The following is a 20,904-nucleotide window of genomic DNA, read 5'->3' as shown; positions in this document are numbered from 1 at the left end:
GACCAATGTCCATCAGTATACCAGTATATCAAATTCATGCCTTGAGAGGAAGATATAGATGATTAAAACAAATGACATATCTAAGACAGATCAATTACTAACTGATATTGCCGATTACGTATTAAATACAACGATTACAAGTGAAGAGGCATACGAAACAGCACGTTATGTATTATTGGATACTTTGGGTTGTGGCATTTTAGCCTTACAGTATCCTGAATGTAGGAAACTTCTTGGTCCAGTAGTACCAGGTACAGTCGTCCCTAATGGTACACGTGTTCCGGGAACTTCCTATGTTCTTGATCCAGTTAGAGGCGCCTTCAATATCGGTTGTATGATTCGTTGGTTGGATTATAACGATACTTGGCTTGCGGCTGAATGGGGACATCCTTCAGATAATTTAGGTGGCATATTAGCTGTTGCGGATTATTTGAGTCGCGTACGTATTGCAGAGGGTAAAGAGCCTCTAAAAATGAAAGACGTTTTAGAAATGATGATACAAGCCCATGAAATACAAGGCATTCTAGCACTAGAAAATAGCTTAAATCGTGTAGGTTTAGATCATGTTCTGTTTGTCAAAATTGCGACAACAGCTGTTGTGACAAAAGCATTAGGTGGCTCTCATCAAGAAATTATCAATGCATTGTCAAATGCTTGGATTGATAATTCAAGCCTACGAACATATCGACATGCACCTAATACAGGTTCTAGAAAATCATGGGCTGCTGGAGATGCAACAAGCAGGGCAGTGCAATTAGCTATGATGGCCGTGAAAGGCGAAATGGGATATGCAACAGCCTTATCAGCACCTGGCTGGGGGTTCCAAGACGTTCTCTTTAATAAACAAGAATTAAAACTTGCTAGACCACTTGCATCTTATGTCATGGAAAATGTTCTATTCAAAGTTTCTTATCCAGCCGAATTTCATGCACAAACCGCTGCTGAATGCGCTGTGCATTTACATCATGAAGTGAAAAATCGATTAAACGATATTGAAAAAATTGAAATTACTACACATGAATCTGCCATTCGTATCATCGATAAAGAGGGGCCTCTCAATAATCCAGCTGATCGTGATCACTGCATTCAATACATTACAGCTATTGGTCTCATCTACGGAGACATTACAGCAGACCACTATGAAGATGATGTGGCCGCAGATCCAAGTATCGATGACTTGAGAAATAAAATGGAGGTCGTTGGAAAAACACAATATACAATCGATTACTTAGACCCTGAAAAACGCTCGATTGCCAATGCTGTTCAAGTTGATTACAAAGATGGCACATCATCAGAGCTAGTTGAGTGTGAATATCCTTTGGGACACCGATTCCGTCGAGAGGAAGCATTCCCTCAAATCATTGATAAATTCCATCAAAATATGAGTACACATTATTCTCAAAAACAATTAAGTAAAATTAATCAGATTTGTGCTGATAAAGAGCTTCTTGAAAATAGTTATGTTCATGAATTTGTAGATTTATTTATTTAGGAGGTTTTATAGATGGCGTGGATTGTGAACGAAGCAGTTTCACAAAAACAATTGGCTGAACAATTTCGAGCTTTAATCACTCATTCAACTATTTTGCAAATACCAGGAGCTCATGATGCAATGGCAGGCTTAATGGCTAAAAAAGTTGGTTTTGAGGCATTGTATCTTTCTGGAGCTGCCTACACAGCGAGCAGGGGCTTACCTGATTTAGGAATAATATATTCAAATGAAGTTGCTGAACGTGCTAGCGATATTATTCGTGCAACTAATTTACCAATACTAGTAGATATTGATACTGGCTTTGGTGGTGTATTAAACGTTGCACGTACAGCTCGCGAAATGGTAGAGGCAGGAGTGGCTGCTGTACAGCTTGAGGATCAAAATCTTCCCAAAAAATGTGGTCATTTGAATGGTAAAACACTCGTTTCCCAAGAGGAAATGATACAAAAAATAAAAATGATTAAACAAGTAGCGCCTACTTTAGTTATTGTTGCCCGCACAGATGCAAGGTCTGTAGAAGGTTTAGAACAGGCAATCATTAGAGCTAAAGCCTATGTAGCAGCCGGTGCGGATGCTATTTTTCCAGAGGCTCTACAATCGGAAAAAGAGTTTAGACAATTTGCAAGTGAGCTAGATGCTCCTTTATTAGCCAATATGACTGAATTTGGTCAAACGCCTTATTATACAGCTAAGGAGTTTGAAAAAATGGGCTATGCGATGGTTATTTATCCCGTTACATCAATGAGAGTAGCAGCAAAAGCATATGAACGAGTGTTTGACTTAATAAAAAATACAGGGACTCAAAAAGAAGCTATTGAGGATATGCAAACTAGAAGTGATTTATATGAAACAATTTCTTATTACAAATTCGAAGATTTAGATAGTGAGTTGGCGAAAACCATCTTACCTAAAGAGGAAATAAAGTAGGAGAAAAGGAATCTGCTTTTCTCCTCTTTCTTTCAAGGGGGCCTAGTATGGATAAAATAGAAGACAAAATGTCGATCTTTACACCTGAGGACTTTCAAGATGAGGAAAAGCTCATAGCAAAAACTGCAGAGCTGTTCATTAAACAAGATGTCTCACCTAATATTTCAGCTATTGAGCAGCATCAATATGATGTCACTCGTCAATTATTTCAAAAAGCAGGTGACCTTGGTTTACTTGCCATTGAGATACCCGAAGACTATGGCGGACTTGAGCTCAATAAAAAAATCTCAGGGTTAGTTGCAGAAAGAATGGGTTATGGTGGCTCATTTAGTGTATCTTACAATATTCATGCAGGGGTCGGCACATTACCCTATGTCTATTTTGGAGATGAGTCACAAAAGCTGAGGTACTTACCAAAGCTGGCTTCAGGTGAATGGATTGGAGCCTATGCCCTGACGGAGCCAGACGCAGGTTCAGATGCATTACGTCCCAAAACAAATGCGATTTTGAATGAGGATGGCACAGCATGGGTATTAAACGGTGAAAAGCAATGGATTACCAATGCTCAGCTAGCAGATATCTTTGTTGTTTTTGCGAAAACAAACGAAGGAATGACAGCTTTCATTGTAGAACGTTCCTTTGCAGGAGTATCTGTGGGGCAAGAAGAAGAGAAGATGGGCATTAAAGGGTCTTCGACGGCAACCCTTATTTTGGAGGACGTTGCAGTACCAAGTGATAATGTTCTTGGCGAAGTTGGAAAAGGCCATAAGGTTGCTATGAATATATTGAATATGGCGCGACTAAAGCTAGCTTTCTCAAACATTGGAACTTCCAAACAGGCACTTCAATTAGCTGTGAATTACGGTAAGGAACGAAAACAATTTCAAAAACCCATCGTTGATTTTACAATGATACAGGAAAAACTTGCTGAAATGGCAGTATTAATTTATGGCGCAGAAAGTGCTGCATACCGAACAGCTGGAGAAATGGATGATGTCATGGAGTTAGCTAATAAAGAGTCGATAGATCATAAAATTTCTGATTTCGCTATAGAATGCGCACTCAATAAAGTCAATTGCTCAGAAGCACTAGGAAAAATTGTAGATGAAGCCGTTCAAATACATGGCGGATATGGTTATATGCAAGATTATGAAGTAGAACGTTTGTATCGTGACGCAAGAATTAGCCGTATTTTTGAAGGAACGAATGAAATCAATCGCCTAACAATTGCTAAAATGTTTTATAAAAAGCATGCGCAAATAGCTTCTACAGATAATGCTTCAGTAGCAAACCAGCCATTAGAAAGTAATCATCAATACATCCAGCTTTCCAAGTATTTAATACAAATAGCCATTTCTGTCATTGCAAATGCACAAATTAATTTGGAACAAGAGCAGGAATACATGCGTCTGTTGGCTGATATGGCAAAGGATATTTACGTTATGGAATCTTCTTTACTAAGAACGGAAAAGGCCGCATATGAAAAAACGAAACACTTGATGACAGATATAATGTGTCAGGAGGGCTACCGTAAAATAGAAGAAAGTACAATTGACATTATTTCTGCTGCTGAAACAAATGAGCCAATACGAAAAACATGGTTGGATGATATTCAACACTTAAACATCCCGCTACATCAGAATCTCTTTATGAAAAAGCGAGAGATTGCGAGAAGTATCATCGACAATCCAAAATCTATTAGTTAATTTTCATAAACAGGAGGGAAACGATTATGGTCGATACATTTGCAAATGTAAGCAAAGAAGGTACCATCACGATTATTCATTTAGATCATCCACCAGCAAATACTTTGTCATCAGCAACTATTGAAAATCTTCGTCTCATTTTCAAAGAGCTAGCAGAGGACGAAGAAACGAACGCCATCATTATTACAGGCTCCGGCCGATTTTTTGCCGCTGGTGCAGATATTAAGGAATTTGTTTCTGCCTTTGGACAACAGGAAAGAGCATTGCAAATGGCCGAGGCAGGACAAGCTCTATGTGATGAAATTGAAGCTATGAAAAAGCCTATTATTGCTGCCATTAATGGTCCAGCTCTTGGAGGTGGTCTAGAGCTAGCATTAGGCTGCCATTTCAGAATCGCTTCTAGTAATGCCATTGTTGGCTTACCAGAATTAAAACTTGGGCTACTTCCAACATTCGGCGGCACACAACGACTTAGCAGAATGACGAGTCAAGCAAAGGCTCTACAATTAATTTTAACAAGCAAACAATTAAGTGCTGACGAGGCACAACAACTAGGTATCATTCAACTGGTGACGGAATCTGAGGACCTTCTGCCAACTGCAAAAGCTATTGCTCAATCCTTTGTTGATGGTAAAAGTATGACAAGTGTCTCCCGTACAATTGAATGTGTAATTCAGGGCGGGAAAGATCACCTCCAAAAAGGACTGGAACTTGAACGAACACGTTTTGCTGAGCTATTTTTAACAGAGGATGCTAAAGAAGGCGTTCAGGCATTTATTGAAAAAAGACAGCCACACTTTAAACATTTTTAAGGGAGGGATCTAATATGGAGAACGAAGTAATATTTTCGGTCAGTGACGGTGGAGCAGCAATCATTACGCTGAATCGACCAAAAGCTTTAAACTCACTTTCCACTGAAATGCTAAAGCCCATCGGAGAGAAATTGAAGGAATGGCAAGCTAATGATCAAATTCACCTTATCATCCTAAGAGGTGCTGGTGAAAAGGGATTTTGTGCTGGTGGTGATATTAAAACACTTTATAAAGCTCGCTCCAGTCAGGAAGCTTTCAAAAATGCCGAAGTCTTTTTTGAAGAAGAATATCAAGTAGATATGGCTATCTATCACTATCCTAAACCGATTATTGCATGCCTTGATGGCATTGTCATGGGAGGTGGGGTCGGTTTAACCTATGGGTCTAGCCACCGAATCGTTACTGAACGGACAAAATGGGCTATGCCGGAAATGAATATTGGCTTCTTTCCAGATGTTGGTGCTGCCTATTTTTTAAACAAAGCACCAGGCTATGTAGGATATTACTTAGCATTAACCGCTTCTGTCATCCAAGCTGAGGACGTTCTCTTTGCCAATGGAGCAGATAGCTATATGACGAGCGATAATCTACAAAAATTCCTTGCACGCGTTGAACAGACGGACTGGCATGCACAGGAAACAAACATAGCTTTAAACCAATTAATAGAGACATATTCAAGTAAAACATTAGGAAACAGTGAACTTGCCAGCCTTCAAAATGAAATAGATCAACATTTCGCAAAATATACAGTGGCAGAGATAGTAGAGTCCTTAGACAATGACCCAAGCAAGTTTTCACATGAAACAAAGCAGTTAATTCTGTCTAAATCTCCATCTTCATTAAAAATTACGTTAAAGCAGCTTATAGATGCGCGAGATAAAACATTAGAAGCATGCTTTGCGACGGATTTAATTTTGGCTAAAAACTTTTTAAAACATGACGATTTCTTTGAAGGTGTACGCTCTGTCGTCATTGATAAAGATCGAAATCCACAGTATACCTTTAAAACATTAGCTGACTTTACAGATGAAGATATGGAGAAGTTCTTTCAAGATAGCAGTGCGACAGTAACGAAGTAAGAACGGCTAGATGTTATGTCAATAAACAAACACTGAAGAGGCTGGGACATAACTAAATGGTTCCTTCATAAAGCCGAATAATCTCTAAATTAACAAAACACGATAACTAGAAAAACCGAACTATTTCGAAACACTTCATGAGCGTTTCATTGGATAGTTCGGTATTTTTGTTGGCTAAAACACTTTTGTCCCAGCCTCATACTTCGCTACTATACAAAAAGATAATGTCTAATCGTTTTTAACACTTTGTCGATATATAAAAACACTGCTTATTATTCCAAGTCCACCAAATAACAAAATCCATTTTTTGTTGAAAAAAAGCCCATATATCAAAATTGCACTACTAATAATTCCACTTGAAAATGCACTAGATACCATGAAATTTTTTGTTGGTGTAGGGAATCGAATAGAGGTTCCCCAATTTTTATTTCCCCATTTACATGCTTCGTCCATGATAGTATGTAGTTTGTCTAACATCATTTTATCCCTCTTTCATTTTAGTTATCAATTATGACTCGACATAATTGCCGCTGTCGCGCAGAAAAACAATGCGTCCGGAATCGGCTTTGTGCTTAGGCCTGCAGATGTTTTTTGTGCGAAAGCGCAGTGCTAAAGTAGCGGCAGCAACACGATGCAGGTCAGTTAGCCGTTATCGCATGGATGTGATGATCTTAGGCTAACATCCTCTAAGAACTCCTTTTTGATTTCGTGACATCCGCCGGAAGCTTTGGGCCAACGTGATGTTGGTCACTCAGTCGTGTGTTGTTGCTGCCGCTACGCTTTCGCACAGACAGATTGCCACAGGACGTGGCGTTCTTAGACTGAGTTCCTCTATTTCAGCGGATGTTTTACACTCGCTGAAAGAAGTTAAAATACGAAGAAAGAAAATAAAGCATTGGACAGAGCACCTAAAAAAGTTAACAATGCAATTGATAAACAAACCATTCCAGCAATCTTTTTCGTTTTCTGTTCTCTATTCTTTTTGGATATTAACACTAACACTAAGATTAGTAGAACGATTGCTACAATGATATCAAACACGATAAAGATAGGTGCTTTTCCTTTAAGAAAGTCTATAATACTCCAAAATAAAGTCATCGCTATCCTCCAATTTTATATTTGAAATAGAGCCTCTATTCAAAAATACTTGCTACCAACTGCTTAGTCATAAATTGAAATGCAGCAAAATGATCACAGTTTTTTGAAATTCCATCTTTACTTGCAATACTTGAAAGAAGTACGGTGAAAGTAGAAAATGCTAACTTTTCAGAAACTTTCAATTTAAGATTTGCTCGTTCGATTGCAGTACGAAAAAGATCACTACTGTCAAATGTTAGTTTTTCTTTCATTTCCTCTGAAAGCTTACTATAAAATGATGTGAAATCGGTCGTTTTTACGTCATAAAGAAATGGTTTGCTATCGTATTCATAGTAAAGCTCAAGTATCGCTGTTTCAAAACCGGACTTTTCAGGGCATTGTTCAATTCGCTTAATAAAATCCCCACAAATAGCTTCTTGAATGTCATACAAAACTTCAAAAAAAAGTTCTTCCTTACTTGAATACAAATTATAAAAAGTACCTGTTGATATTTCTGCTTTTTTACAAAATGCACCAATACTCGTTTCTTTATAACCTTGAGAAATCCAAAATGCCATACACTCATCTTTCAATTTACGTTTAATCAAAACTTTATCTTCTTCAGAAAATACTTTTTTTCCTCTTGCCAAAGGGAATACCTCCTTTGTGAATTTTTTATACGAATATTCATATAATATATTCATAAAATACCATCAATTAGGATTCTTTACAAGGGATTAAAATATAATTCAGAAAAATTCCGGCAATAAGTCAACTATGTGGGGGAATCCAAACCAAGTAAACTCTTCAGATGTTTGGCTATTGGCTGACCCCAATATACATACAATTCTTAGGTTCAACCTGTAATTCAGTAACGGCTTTTAATAAAGGTACAGGGTTGGGCTTATGCTTTTTACAATAGAGCACTAAGTGTCAATGTTTTTTGAAAAATAGGTAAAAGCATATTGCATTTATTATTTAGCAAGCATAATATAAGCGTATAGTTATATAATAATTTAAGCACCTATAATTAGTTGGGTGATTTTATTTTAAACTATATATAAGTAAATGGTTATATAAGGAGATCAGATATGGAAAACACACTAATTGAAAAACAATTAAAGGCAGCAGCTGACTTGAACCGTATTAAATTACTTGCATGTATGAAGAACGGGGAGGTTTGTGTATGTGATTTTGTTGATGTTTTGGGGATATCACAACCAGCAGTTAGTCAGCATCTTCGAAAATTAAAGGAGGCAGGTATTATTACTGAACGAAAAGTAGGAACTTGGAAACATTATCGTTTAGTTGAGGAACAGACACCACTTATGAAAGGTATTTTAGAACAAATTGAGTCTGTGCAGGGATGCACCTGTGGTTCTGATTGCACACACATAGAGGAGGATAATTAATGGGTAATGATTCTTTAACAAAACAGCTTTCATTTTTAGATCGCTACCTTACTATTTGGATTTTTGTAGCGATGGGTATTGGCGTTCTTTTAAGTATAACAATGCCCAATATTGGTGGAGCATTAGAATCCATGTCGGTTGGAACAACATCGATACCGATTGCCATAGGGTTAATTGTGATGATGTATCCACCACTGGCAAAAGTAAAATATGAGGAAATGTGGCGTGTGTTTAAGGATTGGAAAGTTCTTTTACTGTCATTATTCCAAAACTGGCTATTGGGTCCGTTTTTAATGTTCTTTTTAGCCATTATCTTCTTAAGAGATTATCCGGAGTATATGGCTGGACTCATTATGATTGGTTTAGCACGATGTATTGCAATGGTAATCGTGTGGAATGATTTAGCGCGGGGAGATCGCGAATATGTAGCTGGTCTAGTTGCCTTTAATTCTATTTTCCAGATTGTAACGTATTCAATTTTTGCCTACTTTTTCTTAAATGTATTACCTGGTTGGTTTGGCTTAGAGAATTTTAATGTGTCCATCTCCATGTGGGAAATTACGAAAAGCGTCCTTATTTACTTAGGGATACCATTTGCTGCTGGAATTTTAACACGATGGATCGGTATCAAAACAAAAGGGAGACAGTGGTATGAAGAAAAGTTCTTACCAAAGATTTCACCACTTACTTTAATTGCACTACTGTTCACAATTGTGATGATGTTTGCATTAAAGGGTGAGAAATTAGTGGAATTACCACTTGATGTAGTACGAATTGCTATTCCATTATTTATTTACTTTGTGATAATGTTTGCAGTTTCATTCTTTTCTTCACGTAAAGTAGGTGCATCTTATCCTGTTACAGCAGCCCTTTCTTTTACAGCCGCTAGTAACAACTTTGAGTTAGCAATTGCTGTAGCTGTAGGTGTTTTTGGACTTCATAGTGGAGTGGCGTTTGCCGCTGTTATTGGTCCACTTGTTGAAGTACCGGTACTCATTGGACTTGTATGGGTGGCCTTACGTTGGCAGAAAAAATATTTTAAAACTATTAAATTATAGGAGCACTAATATGACAAACACACTTTATTTCTTATGTACAGGGAACTCATGTCGCAGTCAAATGGCTGAGGGTTGGGCAAGAAAAGTATTACCTACTAATTGGACAGTTAAAAGTGGTGGTATTGAAGCACATGGAGTAAATCCGAATGCTATCAAAGCAATGGCTGAGGTAGGAATTGATATTTCGAATCATACATCTGACTTAATTGATTTTGAGACATTAAATAATGCAACACTAGTTGTTACTCTTTGCGGAGATGCAGCAGATAAATGTCCGATGACGCCTCCTCATGTTCGTCGTGAGCATTGGGGATTCGAAGATCCAGCCAAAGCGTCAGGTACAGAAGAAGAGATGTGGGCAGTTTTCCAAAACGTACGTGATGCTATTGGAAAACGAATTGAACAATTTGTAGCTGAGGAGTTGAAATAAAATGAAAAAAATTCATATTTATGAGCCAGCAATGTGCTGTTCTACGGGATTGTGTGGACCATCTATTGACCCAGAGTTATTACGTATGTCATTTGTAATGAATAATTTAAAGAAAACAAATATAGAAGCTGAACGATTTAATCTAACAAATGAACCAAATGCCTTTGTAGAAAACGAAGCCATCAATCAGCTTCTAATGTCTGAAGGAATGGATGCATTGCCTGCAACATTTGTAGATGGAGAATTACTTTGTAAAGGGAAGTATCCTACAAATGAACAATTTTCACAGTGGTCAGGACTTTCAGAAGAAGAACTATTACACAAACCAAAAGTACGCTTTTCACTAAAAGGAGATGCGTAAAATGGAACGCTTTACAAGAAGTCAATTTCCTGATACACCTTTTCTCTTTTTCACAGGGAAAGGGGGCGTTGGAAAAACATCTGTTGCTTGTAGCTTGTCAATAGCACTTGCAGGTGAAGGAAAAAAGGTGCTACTAATTAGTACGGATCCAGCATCCAACTTACAAGATATTTTCGGTCAAACACTTTCTAATACCCCTACCAAAATTGAAAGCATAGACAATTTATTTGCGTTAAATTTAGATCCTGAACAAGCAGCACAACATTACAAAGAGCAAATGGTTGGCCCGTACCGAGGGAAACTGCCTGATGTGGTGCTACAAAACATGGAGGAACAACTTTCAGGCGCTTGTACAGTTGAAATTGCTGCATTTAACGAATTTGCATCACTATTAACAGATAGTTCAGTGGTTGAAAATTTCGACACAATCGTGTTTGATACAGCTCCAACAGGGCATACATTACGTCTATTACAACTACCTTCTGCATGGTCTACATTTTTAGATGATAACACTACTGGTACTTCGTGTTTAGGTCCATTAAAAGGACTAGAGCCACAACGTGAAATCTATAAAGAGGCAGTTGAACGTTTGAAAAATTCCAATCAAACGACACTAATGCTTGTGACACGTCCAGACAAGAACCCTTTAAAAGAAGCAACACGTGCGTCTCATGAACTGTTTGAAATCGGTATTCAAAATCAGGTTTTATTAATTAATGGGTACATGAAAAATCTTATTTCGAATGATGAAATGGAGAAAGCATTCATTGCACGCCAAACTGAAGCATTAGAGATGATTCCTAAAGAGTTAAAACAATTTGAACAATACTACTTACCGTTTGTACCTTACTCATTATCAAATATTGAGCGTATGCAAGCATGGATGACAGATCAGGTTATCACAAATGAAAATGAATCAGAAAAAGGTATTACAATTCCAGAAGTTGAGGAAATGATTACTCATTATTTAGTACGAAAACCGAAGCTTATTTTCACAATGGGTAAAGGTGGTGTTGGTAAAACAACAGTTGCTTCGTATATTGCCCTACGCTTAGCAGAAGAGTGTATGCACGTGCATTTAACTACGACTGATCCAGCAGCGCATTTAAATTGGACGTTCGGTGATGACCAAGTTAAAAATGTAACGGTAAGCCGTATTGATCCGAAAGTAGAAGTTGCAAATTATGAAGCAGAAGTGCTTGCAAAAGCAAGTGAAACGATGAATGAAGAAGGTTTAGCATTTGTGAAAGAAGACTTGGCTTCTCCTTGTACTGAGGAAATTGCCGTATTCCGAGCATTTGCCAATGTTGTAGAAAATCATCAAGATGAAGTCATTATTATTGATACAGCACCAACTGGCCATACGTTGTTGTTACTAGATGCGACAGAAGCTTATCATCGTGAGATAAGCCGTTCGCAAGGTGACATCCCTTCAGCTGTTTCAAGCCTGTTACCACGGTTACGTGATGCGAGTTATACAAGTGTAGCAATCGTAACACTTCCTGAAGCAACACCTGTTTTTGAAGCAACACGATTACAGGAAGATTTACAGCGTGCTGGATTGTCTGTTGATTGGTGGGTTGTCAATCAGACATTTTCATCTATTAAAACAACTAGTCCAACATTAATACAAAAGCAACAAGCTGAAACAAAATGGTTAGAAGAAATTAAATCTATCAGCAACAATCAATTCGTGGCGATCCCATGGGTAAAAACGCCACCAATTGGAACAAAAGGTTTACATGAACTTAAAGGAGAGACATTCAAATGAAAATAAGTCCAGAAGGTAAAAATTATTTAGAGCAAGTATTAGCTGATTCTGAGGTGAAAACACTGCGCTTCTTTGGCATTCCAGGATGCTGTGGCGTTAATTTAGGTGTGGGCTTAGAAGCACCTACAGATGAAGATGCTGTAGAAACAATTGAAGGTATCGAAGTTGCCATCCATCCTGATATTGCACTACAATTAACAGAAGTCACAATTCATGCAGAAGAAGAGAATGGCGAACTAGGTTTAGTGTTATTAGGATATTCGCCAAAATCTTGCTAAGAGGTGATTTTATAATGAAGAGAGAAGACGATATTCGTACGAATGTACGTGAAAATTATACGAAAGTAGCCTTAAAATTAAACAGTACACAAGGATGCTGTACACCAGCCTCTAGCTGTTGTAATCCGAATGACAATCAAAATATTTCCATTGAAGAAATTTCTCAAAAAATGGGCTATACAAAGGAAGAACTAGCTTCTATTCCTGATGGAGCCAATATGGGACTTAGCTGTGGCAATCCACAAGCGATCGCGGATTTAAAACCTGGAGAAATTGTTGTTGATTTAGGTTCTGGAGGTGGTTTCGATTGCTTCTTAGCTGCACCAAAGGTAGGGAAAGAAGGTCAGGTAATTGGCATTGATATGACACCTGAAATGATCTCAAAGGCACGTCGTAACGCAGAAAAACCAGGCTTTGAAAATGTAGAATTTCGTTTAGGTGAAATTGAGCATATGCCTGTTTCGGATCATACAGCTAATATAATCATTTCAAATTGTGTGATCAATCTATCTCCAAACAAACCACAGGTATTTAGAGAAGCTTACCGCATTTTAAAAACAGGTGGTCGTTTAGCGATTTCAGATGTTGTTCTAACGGCAGCCTTACCAGAGAGTTATTTAACAGATATGAATTTATATTCCGGATGTATCTCTGGTGCTATTTCAATTGAAGAATATGAAGTACTTTTAAAGGATGCAGGCTTTACAAATATCTCAATTGAACCAAAAGATGATTCAAAAGAATTTATCCGTGAATGGGAACCTAATTATGATTTAGAAAATTATATTGTCTCAGCTATTATTCAAGCCGTTAAATAGGTGATAAATAGCGATGACTGAACCGTGCTAGGTTTAACATAGGTATGTTAATTGCCTCACAACCTATTTGAAAATAAATAATTACGTCTAGCTTCGTGCTAGACGTAAAAAATACACTGTATATAAGAGAATGCTTATATTGAAAAATTTATAGAGAAGAAGGATTTATTTATGAAAACACTTAACATTACATAAGGTCCAGCGTAGCTGTTCGATAAATACAAAGGTTGGAATATCATTTTTCTTGTTAATAGTTGATATTACTATACACACTCCCAATTCCACTAAATACAATATATTCCAATCAAAAACCTCTCATAAATGTTTGCAATTACTAAGTAATGAAGAATCCATTTGAAGGATTTTCTGAATGAGAAAATCACAGTAAATACGAGTTACTAATTTGGTCTGAGGCAACTTATTTTTATGCTCTAAATTTATTTAGTAATGGTAAAAAAGGTTGCTGTAGACCCACTCGATATTCGTCTGATATCATAGTTGAGTATTAACTGAAGGAAGAAGATTAAGGGTATTTGAGGAGAAATCTTCGCTTATTTTTATTTATAAGAACCTTAATCGGAGGAGAAATAAATGGTTAGTGAGAGAGAACAAATTAGTAAAAAAGTTGCATGGATTGCACTTGTATCAAACCTAATTCTAATGATAGGTAAAATCTTCTTTGGTCTTTTTGGGGGTAGTGAGGCTGTATTTGCAGATGGAATTCACTCTGGGGCAGATGTAGTAGCTTCGATTGCTGTGCTAACAGTTGTAGGTATCTCTAATAAACCACCTGATAAGGATCATCCCTTTGGACATGGTAAGGCAGAGGTGATTAGTGAAGCAATCGTTGGAATTATATTAATATTAGTTTCACTATATATATTAGTAGAAGCAATTTTAGCATTTTTTGATAAACCCGGTGTACCACAGTACAGTGCATTAATAGTAGCCATAATTTCTTACATAGCGAAAGAAATATTATATAGATACTCCATAAAACAGGGGAAAAAGTGGAATAGTAAAGCTATTATAGCGATTGCTTATGATCATAAAGGTGATATTGTTGCTTCCCTTGCAGCATTTATAGGAGTCCTCTTAGCGATTATAGGAAATGCAATTGGATGGCCATTTTTATTATACGCGGACGCTATTGCAAGTGCTTTAGTAGCTTACTTTATTTTTAAAATCGCAATGGAATTAATTAAACCTTCTGTTGATGTTTTAATGGAAAAAAGCGTAGATCAGTATCTTTTAGACGGATATCAAGCCACTATTCATGAATTTAATCAAGTAAAACGAATAGATAAAATCCGTGCAAGAGAACACGGTCACTATAAGATTCTAGACGTCCGTCTTTCACTTAATCATGATTTAACAATTAAACAAGGCCATGATATAGCTCGTGATATAAAAAATGAAATATTAAATAAATATCCAGATGTAGGGGAAGTCCTTATTCATATTAATCCTTACTATATGGAATAGAACCTGATTAAAAGTAACTTACAAAAGAGTGCAGCTTAAAGTGTTGGTAATAAGCGCACGGGTAAATCTGAATGCTATCGATGTAATAACTGAGGAGCACACTGACTGAATCCAATAAAACTAAATTTAATAAAAGACGTAAATAAAACTTCTATTATATAAATTGAATAATTACTTAAAGAGCATGTTTTTTACTACATAAAGTAAAGGCTATGCTCTTTTTTCATTCTAACAGAAAGATTGCCTTGATCATTTTTTTAGAAGTAATTTATTTTTGTTCTTGATAATTAATGACCATTTTAAATTCGTCGGTAGCTAGGATATTGTAAAACATATTTCTACTATTTACGTTTGCTATTGTCCCTGTAATTGTATTGTCAATCCATAAATAGAATTCATCATCGTTTAGTTTGATCTTATATTGCGGAACTATTTTGTTATCTACTTCACCGAATTCTCTAGCTTTTTTAAATGTTTTCTCTATAACTTTAATATCCTTCGCATCAGATATTAATTGTAATGTGTCGGGTTTTACTTCTTCGAAATTAATTAATTCTTGAATTTCTATAGTTTTTGTTGTTACTTTATTACTGTTACAAGCCACTAACCATATAGAACAAATAAATAAAAAAAAATTGTTTTTATTTTCACCTTATCATCACCCCTTTTTATTCTATCTCTTCTTCCATAATCGTTAATCGTTGAATTGATCATATCCCCATATAAGTACTTCTTCACTTTGTAAAAAACACCTGCTTTAATCAAACAATTGAATATTCTACATATACAAACTTTATATTAAACCTTTAAAATCTAAAAATTGAAAAAATATCCACAATACCTTATCATGTAATGTAAATGCTTTCATTAAAAAGTGAGGAGGATGCCGGTGTTAAGAGCATTAAAAGTAGGTCTAGTTATTGAGCGAGCGAATCGGAAAAATTTAGTCGCACTAGTCGCTGTTATCATTATCGTTTTTGGCTTTATGTTTTATATAAATGCACAAATCCTTGGTAATCAGCTTGTCGAGAAAAAGGGTGATTATTATTCAGCACAAGCTATACTATCAAAGTTTCAAGTTAAAGATGCTTCAGAATCAGGTGACGGAAGCGACTTATATAAAAATTTAACTAAGCAAAAAAGCAATATTGCTTTACAAATAGCAGCATTAACGATGGACAAACAATCTATGTATTATGAGACTTCACTTCAACTCGCAAAATTAAGACAAGAGGCATTCGAATTAGAAGGATACGAAAATATTGCAGAATTATTGCCTTCTAAATTGCAAAATTCTATGGACTACCTTTATTTTAAGAGGATGATTGATGAAGGAAAGTATATAATATCCGATTTATTTCAGTACATGCCGTTTTTATTATTTTTCTTTCTTCACGTCGGGGCAGGTTGGTACATATTTATTAGCTTCCATACAAGTTCTATTTTACTAGATGACTTTGAGCATTCTAGTATAATTCAGGGCTTTCCTGTTCGATTTGATCACTATATTTTATCTAAATGTATTATTGCTTTTTTATCCATAGTTACAAGCATTTTGCTCATTTTTATTTGTGCAATTCCATTGTGGATCATAAATGGACTTGGTAACCCATTAGAGCCTGTAGGGATATATGTAGGAAATGCCACATTAATATCTACGATTCAATATATTGCAATGAGCGTTGGTTATATGATAGTAATTTCAATTTTTGTCATGCTGTTGTCGATTATTTTAAATGTGTTACTGAAAAATATGTATTTAACATTATTTGTACACTTTATTGTATTCTTTTTACCGATGATTTTTCCATCTCTTATTAGTTTAATGCCCTATAATCCTTTTAATTTTATGAACTTCAATGATATTTTACGAGGCGTACCAGTAGATTTAGCGAAGCCTGTTGATATTACTATGAATTTAGGCTTAATCATCATCTGTATAAGTATCATTTTAATGTTATTCGTTATTAAAACATTTTTCTCAACAGGAAAAATCAATAGGACATAGGGGAGGTCTTATAAGCATGTGGAGTTATTTTAAATTTGAATTCAAGCAGTTTTTTACGAATAAGAAAAACTTAGCAATCTATTTTTTGCTTGCTTTTGCAACCTTTTTTTATGTATTTAAAATAGCGCCAACTTACAATCCAATCGAAAGTGTTGACTATGATGAAATTGAGGCGCGCTATTTAACACGTCAGGAATTTTTACATCATATGGAGGGACAAGATTTAAATGCTGTTCATCCTTCCGTTATTTATGCTATTGAAATATTTAAGGAAATTAACCCTATCGATAAAAAAAGATTAGATGCATTGGATGAGGGGAATTTAAAAAAATATGCAGATTTAACTCGCGATTGGTACTACTTTACGAATTCGTTTACATATAGAAATGAGGCATTTTCATATAACTCAAAGTATTTTATAAAAAATAACAAGTATGCAGCAGATGATGCCTTTTACGCCTATTTAGAGCAGGCTGACCGGTATAATTCTTATTCGAAAGCAGATTATGAGTTATCATTGGAAATTTTCGAGCAACGCACAGCGCTTCAAACGTTCGAACGCTTATTAAAGGGAGTACTTCCAATTATATTAATTGTCTGTGTACTTCTTTTATCAATTGATATTGTTAAAAAAGATCGACGTCATCCATCTATTTTAAAGGGATTTCCAATTAGTGATTGGAAAAAGCTACTTGTGAAAATGTTCGTTGCTCTACTAGGTAGCGTAGTATTATTTGTACCGCTTATAGTTGGCTTCTTTATCATAGGCTTACAATCCGGTTTTGGGAATTTCAATTTACCATCTCCTGTGTATGCAGCTCATCTCGATTGGCGTGTGGACGGTAAATTTGAAATGATGACATTAGGTACGTTTTTAGAACACTCCTTCATTTTGCTTGTTACCTGGTTTATCGTCATAATCAACGTTGTGCTATTATGCAGTATTATATTCCGCAGTGAGATGGTAAATTTCGCTGTTGGCTTGCTCCTTATTTTCGGCGAGAATTTTTATTCCAGCCGTTACGTCGGTTATTTTTGGGACGTTCAAAACTATCCGACATCTTACATTCAAGTCGGACAAATTATTTCAAAAAGGCGAAATTTTTATTATATGAACAATCAGTTAGATTTTACTTTAGGATTACAGTTGTTGCTTGGACTAGCAGGGGTTGTTATTTTTTTAATGATACTTATTGCATTGAATAGGCGATATAAGCTAATAAAATAGGAGGGATAAAGATGATTGAAATTCAAAATATTACCGTGCAATTTGGGAAAATTAATGTGTTAAATGATATTTCAATGACATTTGAGCAAGGAGAAATGATTGGGCTTGTTGCACCAAATGGAACGGGAAAATCCACATTTATGAATGTGTTAATGAATTATGTGAAACCTCTGAAAGGAAAAGTAGTATTTAAAGATGGGCTAAGTTACTCGAATAAATCAAACGAAGTGAAAATTCATAAATTCGTGACGATGATGCCAGACCAAAGTGACTTGTATAATCACTTAAGTGGGCGCGAGCATTTAAAAATGTTTGCAACAATGTGGCAATCGGATTTAAAACTGATTGACGAAACAATCGAAGCATTAAATATGGGGCATTATGTGAATAAAAAAACAGGCACTTATTCCCTTGGTATGCGCCAGCGTTTATGTTTTGCAATGCAAATTGTCACAAATACGGAAATTATGATGATGGACGAAGTAATGAACGGACTTGATCCAAATAATGTAGAAATTATTTCGAAAATATTATTAAAGAAAAAGGCAGAAGGTAAGATTATTATTATTGCCTCCCATTTACTTGATAATTTAGAGAAGTACGCAGACCGAATTTTCTTATTTAACGAAGGAAAGCTAGTTGATACCAATCAAGTAATAGAAGGTTTTAGTCAAGCGCATATTAAAACTATTCGAGTAAAAAACATGGAGAATGATACCAAAAAACAACTTCACGAGCTATTTCCAAACATAAAACTTCAAACACTTACAAATGGAATGTCACTAATTCATTTACCAAGTTCTGAAGCAAGTTTATTAAGTTCGCTTACATCTTTTTTAGTTGAGAGAAATGTGGTGGATTTTGCATTCGGGAAAGTTACATTAAATGATTTGTATTCAATGTATTATCATGAAGATAAAAATGTGACAGCCAGTTAAACAAGTAAGACTCGTCCATGAACAAGTCTGCACATTCTTGTAGTGAAGGATTTAAATATCCTTTCGTTGTTGGTGTTAGATGTACTTAATTGGTTCAAATTACGATAATTTAATGGCTGAATTTGAAGATTCTGATGGTGGTTAGAGCCTTTGACTGGAGTAACCTAGTACAAGATTTTTATTTTACATGTATGCAATATTAGCAAAATAAAGAGGCTGAGACAAAAGTGTTTCAGCCAACAAAAATACCGAACTATCCAATGAAACGCTCATGGTGTTTCGAAATAGTTCGGTTTTTCTATTTATCGTGTTTTGTAAATTTAGAGATTATTCGGCTTTATGAAGGAACCATTTAGTTATGTCCCAGCCTCTTTTGTTTAATTATATACTCTTTGAAAGGGGATGTTAATTTGAAAGGTGCAAAGCTTACACTTTTTATAACAAGTTTAGTAGTACTGTTACTGTTTTATTTGATTAACCGAATGACTGCGAGCCCAGGTACTACTTCAGGTAATGGGAATCCAGCATTGATAGTCGTTGCCATATTACTCCCACTATTCATTCTAATGGTTTTATTATGGGGAAGAATTTTTCGAGTGCATTCAATATGCCAACGCTTTTACTCAAGAAAATAAGATAGGAAATAGAGATTTACAAGGGTGAAGGGAGTAAAGGGGCTAGCAAACCTCAATGCCGACTATCACTGCAAGCAGTATCAGCTGCAGGAGGGCTATAAATTATCTGTTTGCGGGCGGTTTGAAATATATCCTGAACAAATTCATATTCGAACGGTTGAACAATTTATTGGTTATATCTGGTTGTTTGCATATTGACAAAAAAGATACCGGCGTGGTTTAATTTAATTATTAAATAATTATTTAAATGTTTAAATCAGACAAGAAAGGTAGGTGATAATATGACGTTAAATCTTACATTCAAAGCGCTCTCCGACCCGACCCGACGCAAAATTCTTGATCTACTCATGGATAAGGATTTAACGGCTGGGGAAATTGCCGATCATTTTCAGATGACAAAGCCTGCAATTTCTCATCATCTTAGCTTGCTCAAGCAAGGTGGATTGGTATGGGACGAAAGGCAAGGACAGCATGTTATTTACTCCATCAATACTACTGTATTACAGGAAGTAATGAAGTGGTTTATGCAATTCAATAATGGCAAGGGAAAGGGAGAGGAAAATTTATGAAAAAGTATTTGTTTTCGTTGTTGCTTTTCATTATAGCTGTGATAGCAAGTGTATGGAGCTACCCACAGCTTCCTGAAAGCATTATTTCCACTTCAAAGTATCAAAGTGATTCTACCGCTACTCCCAGAGAGTTTTTGGTGAGCATGATTCCCGTAATGATGATTCTTGTGCTTGTCTGTATGGCATTGATACAGAAGCTTGGATTGAATAAAAAAAGCCCGCGCTCCGTTGAACCAGTTAATGCGATTCTGAACGGCATCATTCTTATCCTTCTGCCAGTTCACGGTCTGGTATTGGCCTATGGCATGGGTATTCCGTTTAACGTGGATATCATTGCTCCTCTAGTTACAGGCGCTGTGTTCATTGTGATCGGTAATTTTATTCCGAGAGTGAGAGGAAATTTAGGATCTAGCCTGGCTGCTTCCGTATACGATACCGATAACGGGATCGAAATTCGCAAGTCTCACCTTTTCATGGGTCGGGTATATGTAGCAAGCGGCTTCATCATGCTGGTTAGTACACTCGTCCCTGGCGGCGCATCTTTACCGGTCTTTATTACTCTGCTGCTGCTTACTGTAATTATCTCTATCATTGGGTATTACAAGTTGCTACGAGGATAAAGAGACGTGCTCTGAGATTATTAAAAAAGATCATGCCTCAGTTATTTAAAAGTGTACCCTGTAGAGTAGACACCTAAAAAAGTCTACCTGCAGGGTATATTTTTGTATGATTTAGAAACACAACTAGAGAAATACACTTGGGATTGAAAAGCTATGAGTAAAAAGATTAATGCCTAACTAGGTCAGTCAACAAGATTGGT

Annotated in this window: 22 protein-coding genes; 18 read left to right on the top strand and 4 right to left on the bottom strand. The window is 36.1% G+C overall.

Going from position 1 to position 20,904, the window contains the following annotated elements:
• Positions 1-58: 58 nt before the first annotated feature.
• From prpD to ACQKOF_RS05200, 5 genes are read left to right on the top strand one after another with little or no spacing between them, the layout of a single operon-like run.
• A complete protein-coding gene (gene prpD, locus ACQKOF_RS05220; protein WP_427554350.1) occupies positions 59-1,492 on the top strand; it encodes a 2-methylcitrate dehydratase in 1,434 nt (477 codons plus the stop codon).
• Between the two features lie 12 nt (positions 1,493-1,504).
• Entirely contained in the window at positions 1,505-2,419 is a 915-nt protein-coding gene (gene prpB / locus ACQKOF_RS05215) for a methylisocitrate lyase (RefSeq protein WP_427554348.1), read from the top strand.
• A gap of 47 nt (positions 2,420-2,466) precedes the next feature.
• Entirely contained in the window at positions 2,467-4,125 is a 1,659-nt protein-coding gene (locus ACQKOF_RS05210) for an acyl-CoA dehydrogenase family protein (RefSeq protein WP_427554346.1), read from the top strand.
• A gap of 26 nt (positions 4,126-4,151) precedes the next feature.
• Positions 4,152-4,937: an enoyl-CoA hydratase-related protein gene (locus tag ACQKOF_RS05205; RefSeq protein ID WP_427554344.1), complete on the top strand. Its 786-nt coding sequence runs from the start codon at positions 4,152-4,154 to the stop codon at positions 4,935-4,937.
• Between the two features lie 14 nt (positions 4,938-4,951).
• The gene (locus tag ACQKOF_RS05200) at positions 4,952-6,016 is read left to right on the top strand and encodes an enoyl-CoA hydratase/isomerase family protein (protein ID WP_427554342.1); all 1,065 of its coding nucleotides are present in this window, start codon (positions 4,952-4,954) and stop codon (positions 6,014-6,016) included.
• A 228-nt stretch (positions 6,017-6,244) separates the two neighbouring features.
• On the opposite strand, the gene ACQKOF_RS05195 is transcribed toward ACQKOF_RS05200, so the two are convergent.
• The 4 genes from ACQKOF_RS05195 to ACQKOF_RS05180 form a co-directional block, all read right to left on the bottom strand.
• Positions 6,245-6,496, bottom strand: a complete 252-nt coding sequence (locus ACQKOF_RS05195) for a hypothetical protein (RefSeq protein ID WP_427554340.1) — start codon at positions 6,494-6,496, stop codon at positions 6,245-6,247.
• A 387-nt stretch (positions 6,497-6,883) separates the two neighbouring features.
• Positions 6,884-7,114 (bottom strand): hypothetical protein, encoded by a 231-nt coding sequence (locus ACQKOF_RS05190; RefSeq protein WP_427554338.1) that lies wholly within the window; start codon positions 7,112-7,114, stop codon positions 6,884-6,886.
• Positions 7,115-7,149: 35 nt separating this feature from the next.
• The gene (locus ACQKOF_RS05185) at positions 7,150-7,743 is read right to left on the bottom strand and encodes a TetR/AcrR family transcriptional regulator (protein ID WP_427554336.1); all 594 of its coding nucleotides are present in this window, start codon (positions 7,741-7,743) and stop codon (positions 7,150-7,152) included.
• Between the two features lie 169 nt (positions 7,744-7,912).
• A complete protein-coding gene (locus tag ACQKOF_RS05180) occupies positions 7,913-8,020 on the bottom strand; it encodes an HAD hydrolase-like protein (RefSeq protein WP_427554334.1) in 108 nt (35 codons plus the stop codon).
• A gap of 164 nt (positions 8,021-8,184) precedes the next feature.
• Here ACQKOF_RS05180 and ACQKOF_RS05175 point away from each other — a divergent pair, with 164 nt between their 5' ends.
• The 13 genes from ACQKOF_RS05175 to ACQKOF_RS05115 all read left to right on the top strand — a co-directional run bounded on the left by ACQKOF_RS05175 (position 8,185) and on the right by ACQKOF_RS05115 (position 20,704).
• Complete coding sequence (locus tag ACQKOF_RS05175) at positions 8,185-8,505, top strand: ArsR/SmtB family transcription factor (protein WP_427554332.1); 321 nt, start codon at positions 8,185-8,187, stop codon at positions 8,503-8,505.
• Positions 8,505-9,563, top strand: a complete 1,059-nt coding sequence (gene arsB, locus ACQKOF_RS05170; RefSeq protein WP_427554330.1) for an ACR3 family arsenite efflux transporter — start codon at positions 8,505-8,507, stop codon at positions 9,561-9,563. Before ACQKOF_RS05175 ends, arsB begins: the two co-directional genes overlap by 1 nt.
• 10 nt (positions 9,564-9,573) lie before the next feature.
• Complete coding sequence (gene arsC, locus ACQKOF_RS05165; protein ID WP_427554328.1) at positions 9,574-9,993, top strand: arsenate reductase (thioredoxin); 420 nt, start codon at positions 9,574-9,576, stop codon at positions 9,991-9,993.
• A gap of 1 nt (position 9,994) precedes the next feature.
• The gene (gene arsD, locus ACQKOF_RS05160; protein ID WP_427554326.1) at positions 9,995-10,354 is read left to right on the top strand and encodes an arsenite efflux transporter metallochaperone ArsD; all 360 of its coding nucleotides are present in this window, start codon (positions 9,995-9,997) and stop codon (positions 10,352-10,354) included.
• A 1-nt stretch (position 10,355) separates the two neighbouring features.
• A complete protein-coding gene (gene arsA, locus ACQKOF_RS05155; RefSeq protein ID WP_427554324.1) occupies positions 10,356-12,125 on the top strand; it encodes an arsenical pump-driving ATPase in 1,770 nt (589 codons plus the stop codon).
• Positions 12,122-12,403 (top strand): Fe-S cluster assembly protein HesB, encoded by a 282-nt coding sequence (locus ACQKOF_RS05150; protein ID WP_427554323.1) that lies wholly within the window; start codon positions 12,122-12,124, stop codon positions 12,401-12,403. The genes arsA and ACQKOF_RS05150 overlap by 4 nt, the downstream gene beginning before the upstream one ends.
• A 14-nt stretch (positions 12,404-12,417) precedes the next feature.
• Complete coding sequence (locus ACQKOF_RS05145; protein ID WP_427554321.1) at positions 12,418-13,221, top strand: arsenite methyltransferase; 804 nt, start codon at positions 12,418-12,420, stop codon at positions 13,219-13,221.
• 591 nt (positions 13,222-13,812) lie between these two features.
• Positions 13,813-14,706, top strand: a complete 894-nt coding sequence (locus tag ACQKOF_RS05140) for a cation diffusion facilitator family transporter (RefSeq protein WP_427554319.1) — start codon at positions 13,813-13,815, stop codon at positions 14,704-14,706.
• 883 nt (positions 14,707-15,589) lie between these two features.
• Complete coding sequence (locus ACQKOF_RS05135) at positions 15,590-16,714, top strand: ABC transporter (RefSeq protein ID WP_427554317.1); 1,125 nt, start codon at positions 15,590-15,592, stop codon at positions 16,712-16,714.
• Between the two features lie 16 nt (positions 16,715-16,730).
• Positions 16,731-17,942 (top strand): ABC transporter permease, encoded by a 1,212-nt coding sequence (locus ACQKOF_RS05130; protein WP_427554315.1) that lies wholly within the window; start codon positions 16,731-16,733, stop codon positions 17,940-17,942.
• 11 nt (positions 17,943-17,953) lie between these two features.
• Positions 17,954-18,880, top strand: coding sequence for an ABC transporter ATP-binding protein (locus ACQKOF_RS05125; protein ID WP_427554313.1), 927 nt, complete (start codon positions 17,954-17,956; stop codon positions 18,878-18,880).
• 916 nt (positions 18,881-19,796) lie between these two features.
• A complete protein-coding gene (locus tag ACQKOF_RS05120) occupies positions 19,797-20,084 on the top strand; it encodes an autorepressor SdpR family transcription factor (protein ID WP_427554311.1) in 288 nt (95 codons plus the stop codon).
• Positions 20,081-20,704, top strand: a complete 624-nt coding sequence (locus tag ACQKOF_RS05115) for a hypothetical protein (RefSeq protein WP_427554310.1) — start codon at positions 20,081-20,083, stop codon at positions 20,702-20,704. Before ACQKOF_RS05120 ends, ACQKOF_RS05115 begins: the two co-directional genes overlap by 4 nt.
• Positions 20,705-20,904 lie beyond the last annotated feature (200 nt).

The sequence above is a fragment of the Lysinibacillus sp. NPDC093190 genome (assembly GCF_050280425.1).
Classification (GTDB): domain Bacteria; phylum Bacillota; class Bacilli; order Bacillales_A; family Planococcaceae; genus Lysinibacillus.
Note: the sequence above shows the minus strand (reverse complement) of the source record. Positions and strands in the feature narration are given on the sequence as shown.

What these genes read in the sequence shown, in the direction of transcription:
- prpD (WP_427554350.1), top strand. Translation starts at nt 59, where the DNA reads ATGATTAAAACAAATGACATATCTAAGACAGATCAATTACTAACTGAT.
- prpB (WP_427554348.1), top strand. Translation starts at nt 1,505, where the DNA reads ATGGCGTGGATTGTGAACGAAGCAGTTTCACAAAAACAATTGGCTGAA.
- ACQKOF_RS05210 (WP_427554346.1), top strand. Translation starts at nt 2,467, where the DNA reads ATGGATAAAATAGAAGACAAAATGTCGATCTTTACACCTGAGGACTTT.
- ACQKOF_RS05205 (WP_427554344.1), top strand. Translation starts at nt 4,152, where the DNA reads ATGGTCGATACATTTGCAAATGTAAGCAAAGAAGGTACCATCACGATT.
- ACQKOF_RS05200 (WP_427554342.1), top strand. Translation starts at nt 4,952, where the DNA reads ATGGAGAACGAAGTAATATTTTCGGTCAGTGACGGTGGAGCAGCAATC.
- ACQKOF_RS05195 (WP_427554340.1), bottom strand. Translation starts at nt 6,496, where the DNA reads ATGATGTTAGACAAACTACATACTATCATGGACGAAGCATGTAAATGG.
- ACQKOF_RS05190 (WP_427554338.1), bottom strand. Translation starts at nt 7,114, where the DNA reads ATGACTTTATTTTGGAGTATTATAGACTTTCTTAAAGGAAAAGCACCT.
- ACQKOF_RS05175 (WP_427554332.1), top strand. Translation starts at nt 8,185, where the DNA reads ATGGAAAACACACTAATTGAAAAACAATTAAAGGCAGCAGCTGACTTG.
- arsB (WP_427554330.1), top strand. Translation starts at nt 8,505, where the DNA reads ATGGGTAATGATTCTTTAACAAAACAGCTTTCATTTTTAGATCGCTAC.
- arsC (WP_427554328.1), top strand. Translation starts at nt 9,574, where the DNA reads ATGACAAACACACTTTATTTCTTATGTACAGGGAACTCATGTCGCAGT.
- arsD (WP_427554326.1), top strand. Translation starts at nt 9,995, where the DNA reads ATGAAAAAAATTCATATTTATGAGCCAGCAATGTGCTGTTCTACGGGA.
- arsA (WP_427554324.1), top strand. Translation starts at nt 10,356, where the DNA reads ATGGAACGCTTTACAAGAAGTCAATTTCCTGATACACCTTTTCTCTTT.
- ACQKOF_RS05150 (WP_427554323.1), top strand. Translation starts at nt 12,122, where the DNA reads ATGAAAATAAGTCCAGAAGGTAAAAATTATTTAGAGCAAGTATTAGCT.
- ACQKOF_RS05145 (WP_427554321.1), top strand. Translation starts at nt 12,418, where the DNA reads ATGAAGAGAGAAGACGATATTCGTACGAATGTACGTGAAAATTATACG.
- ACQKOF_RS05140 (WP_427554319.1), top strand. Translation starts at nt 13,813, where the DNA reads ATGGTTAGTGAGAGAGAACAAATTAGTAAAAAAGTTGCATGGATTGCA.
- ACQKOF_RS05135 (WP_427554317.1), top strand. Translation starts at nt 15,590, where the DNA reads ATGCCGGTGTTAAGAGCATTAAAAGTAGGTCTAGTTATTGAGCGAGCG.
- ACQKOF_RS05130 (WP_427554315.1), top strand. Translation starts at nt 16,731, where the DNA reads ATGTGGAGTTATTTTAAATTTGAATTCAAGCAGTTTTTTACGAATAAG.
- ACQKOF_RS05125 (WP_427554313.1), top strand. Translation starts at nt 17,954, where the DNA reads ATGATTGAAATTCAAAATATTACCGTGCAATTTGGGAAAATTAATGTG.
- ACQKOF_RS05120 (WP_427554311.1), top strand. Translation starts at nt 19,797, where the DNA reads ATGACGTTAAATCTTACATTCAAAGCGCTCTCCGACCCGACCCGACGC.
- ACQKOF_RS05115 (WP_427554310.1), top strand. Translation starts at nt 20,081, where the DNA reads ATGAAAAAGTATTTGTTTTCGTTGTTGCTTTTCATTATAGCTGTGATA.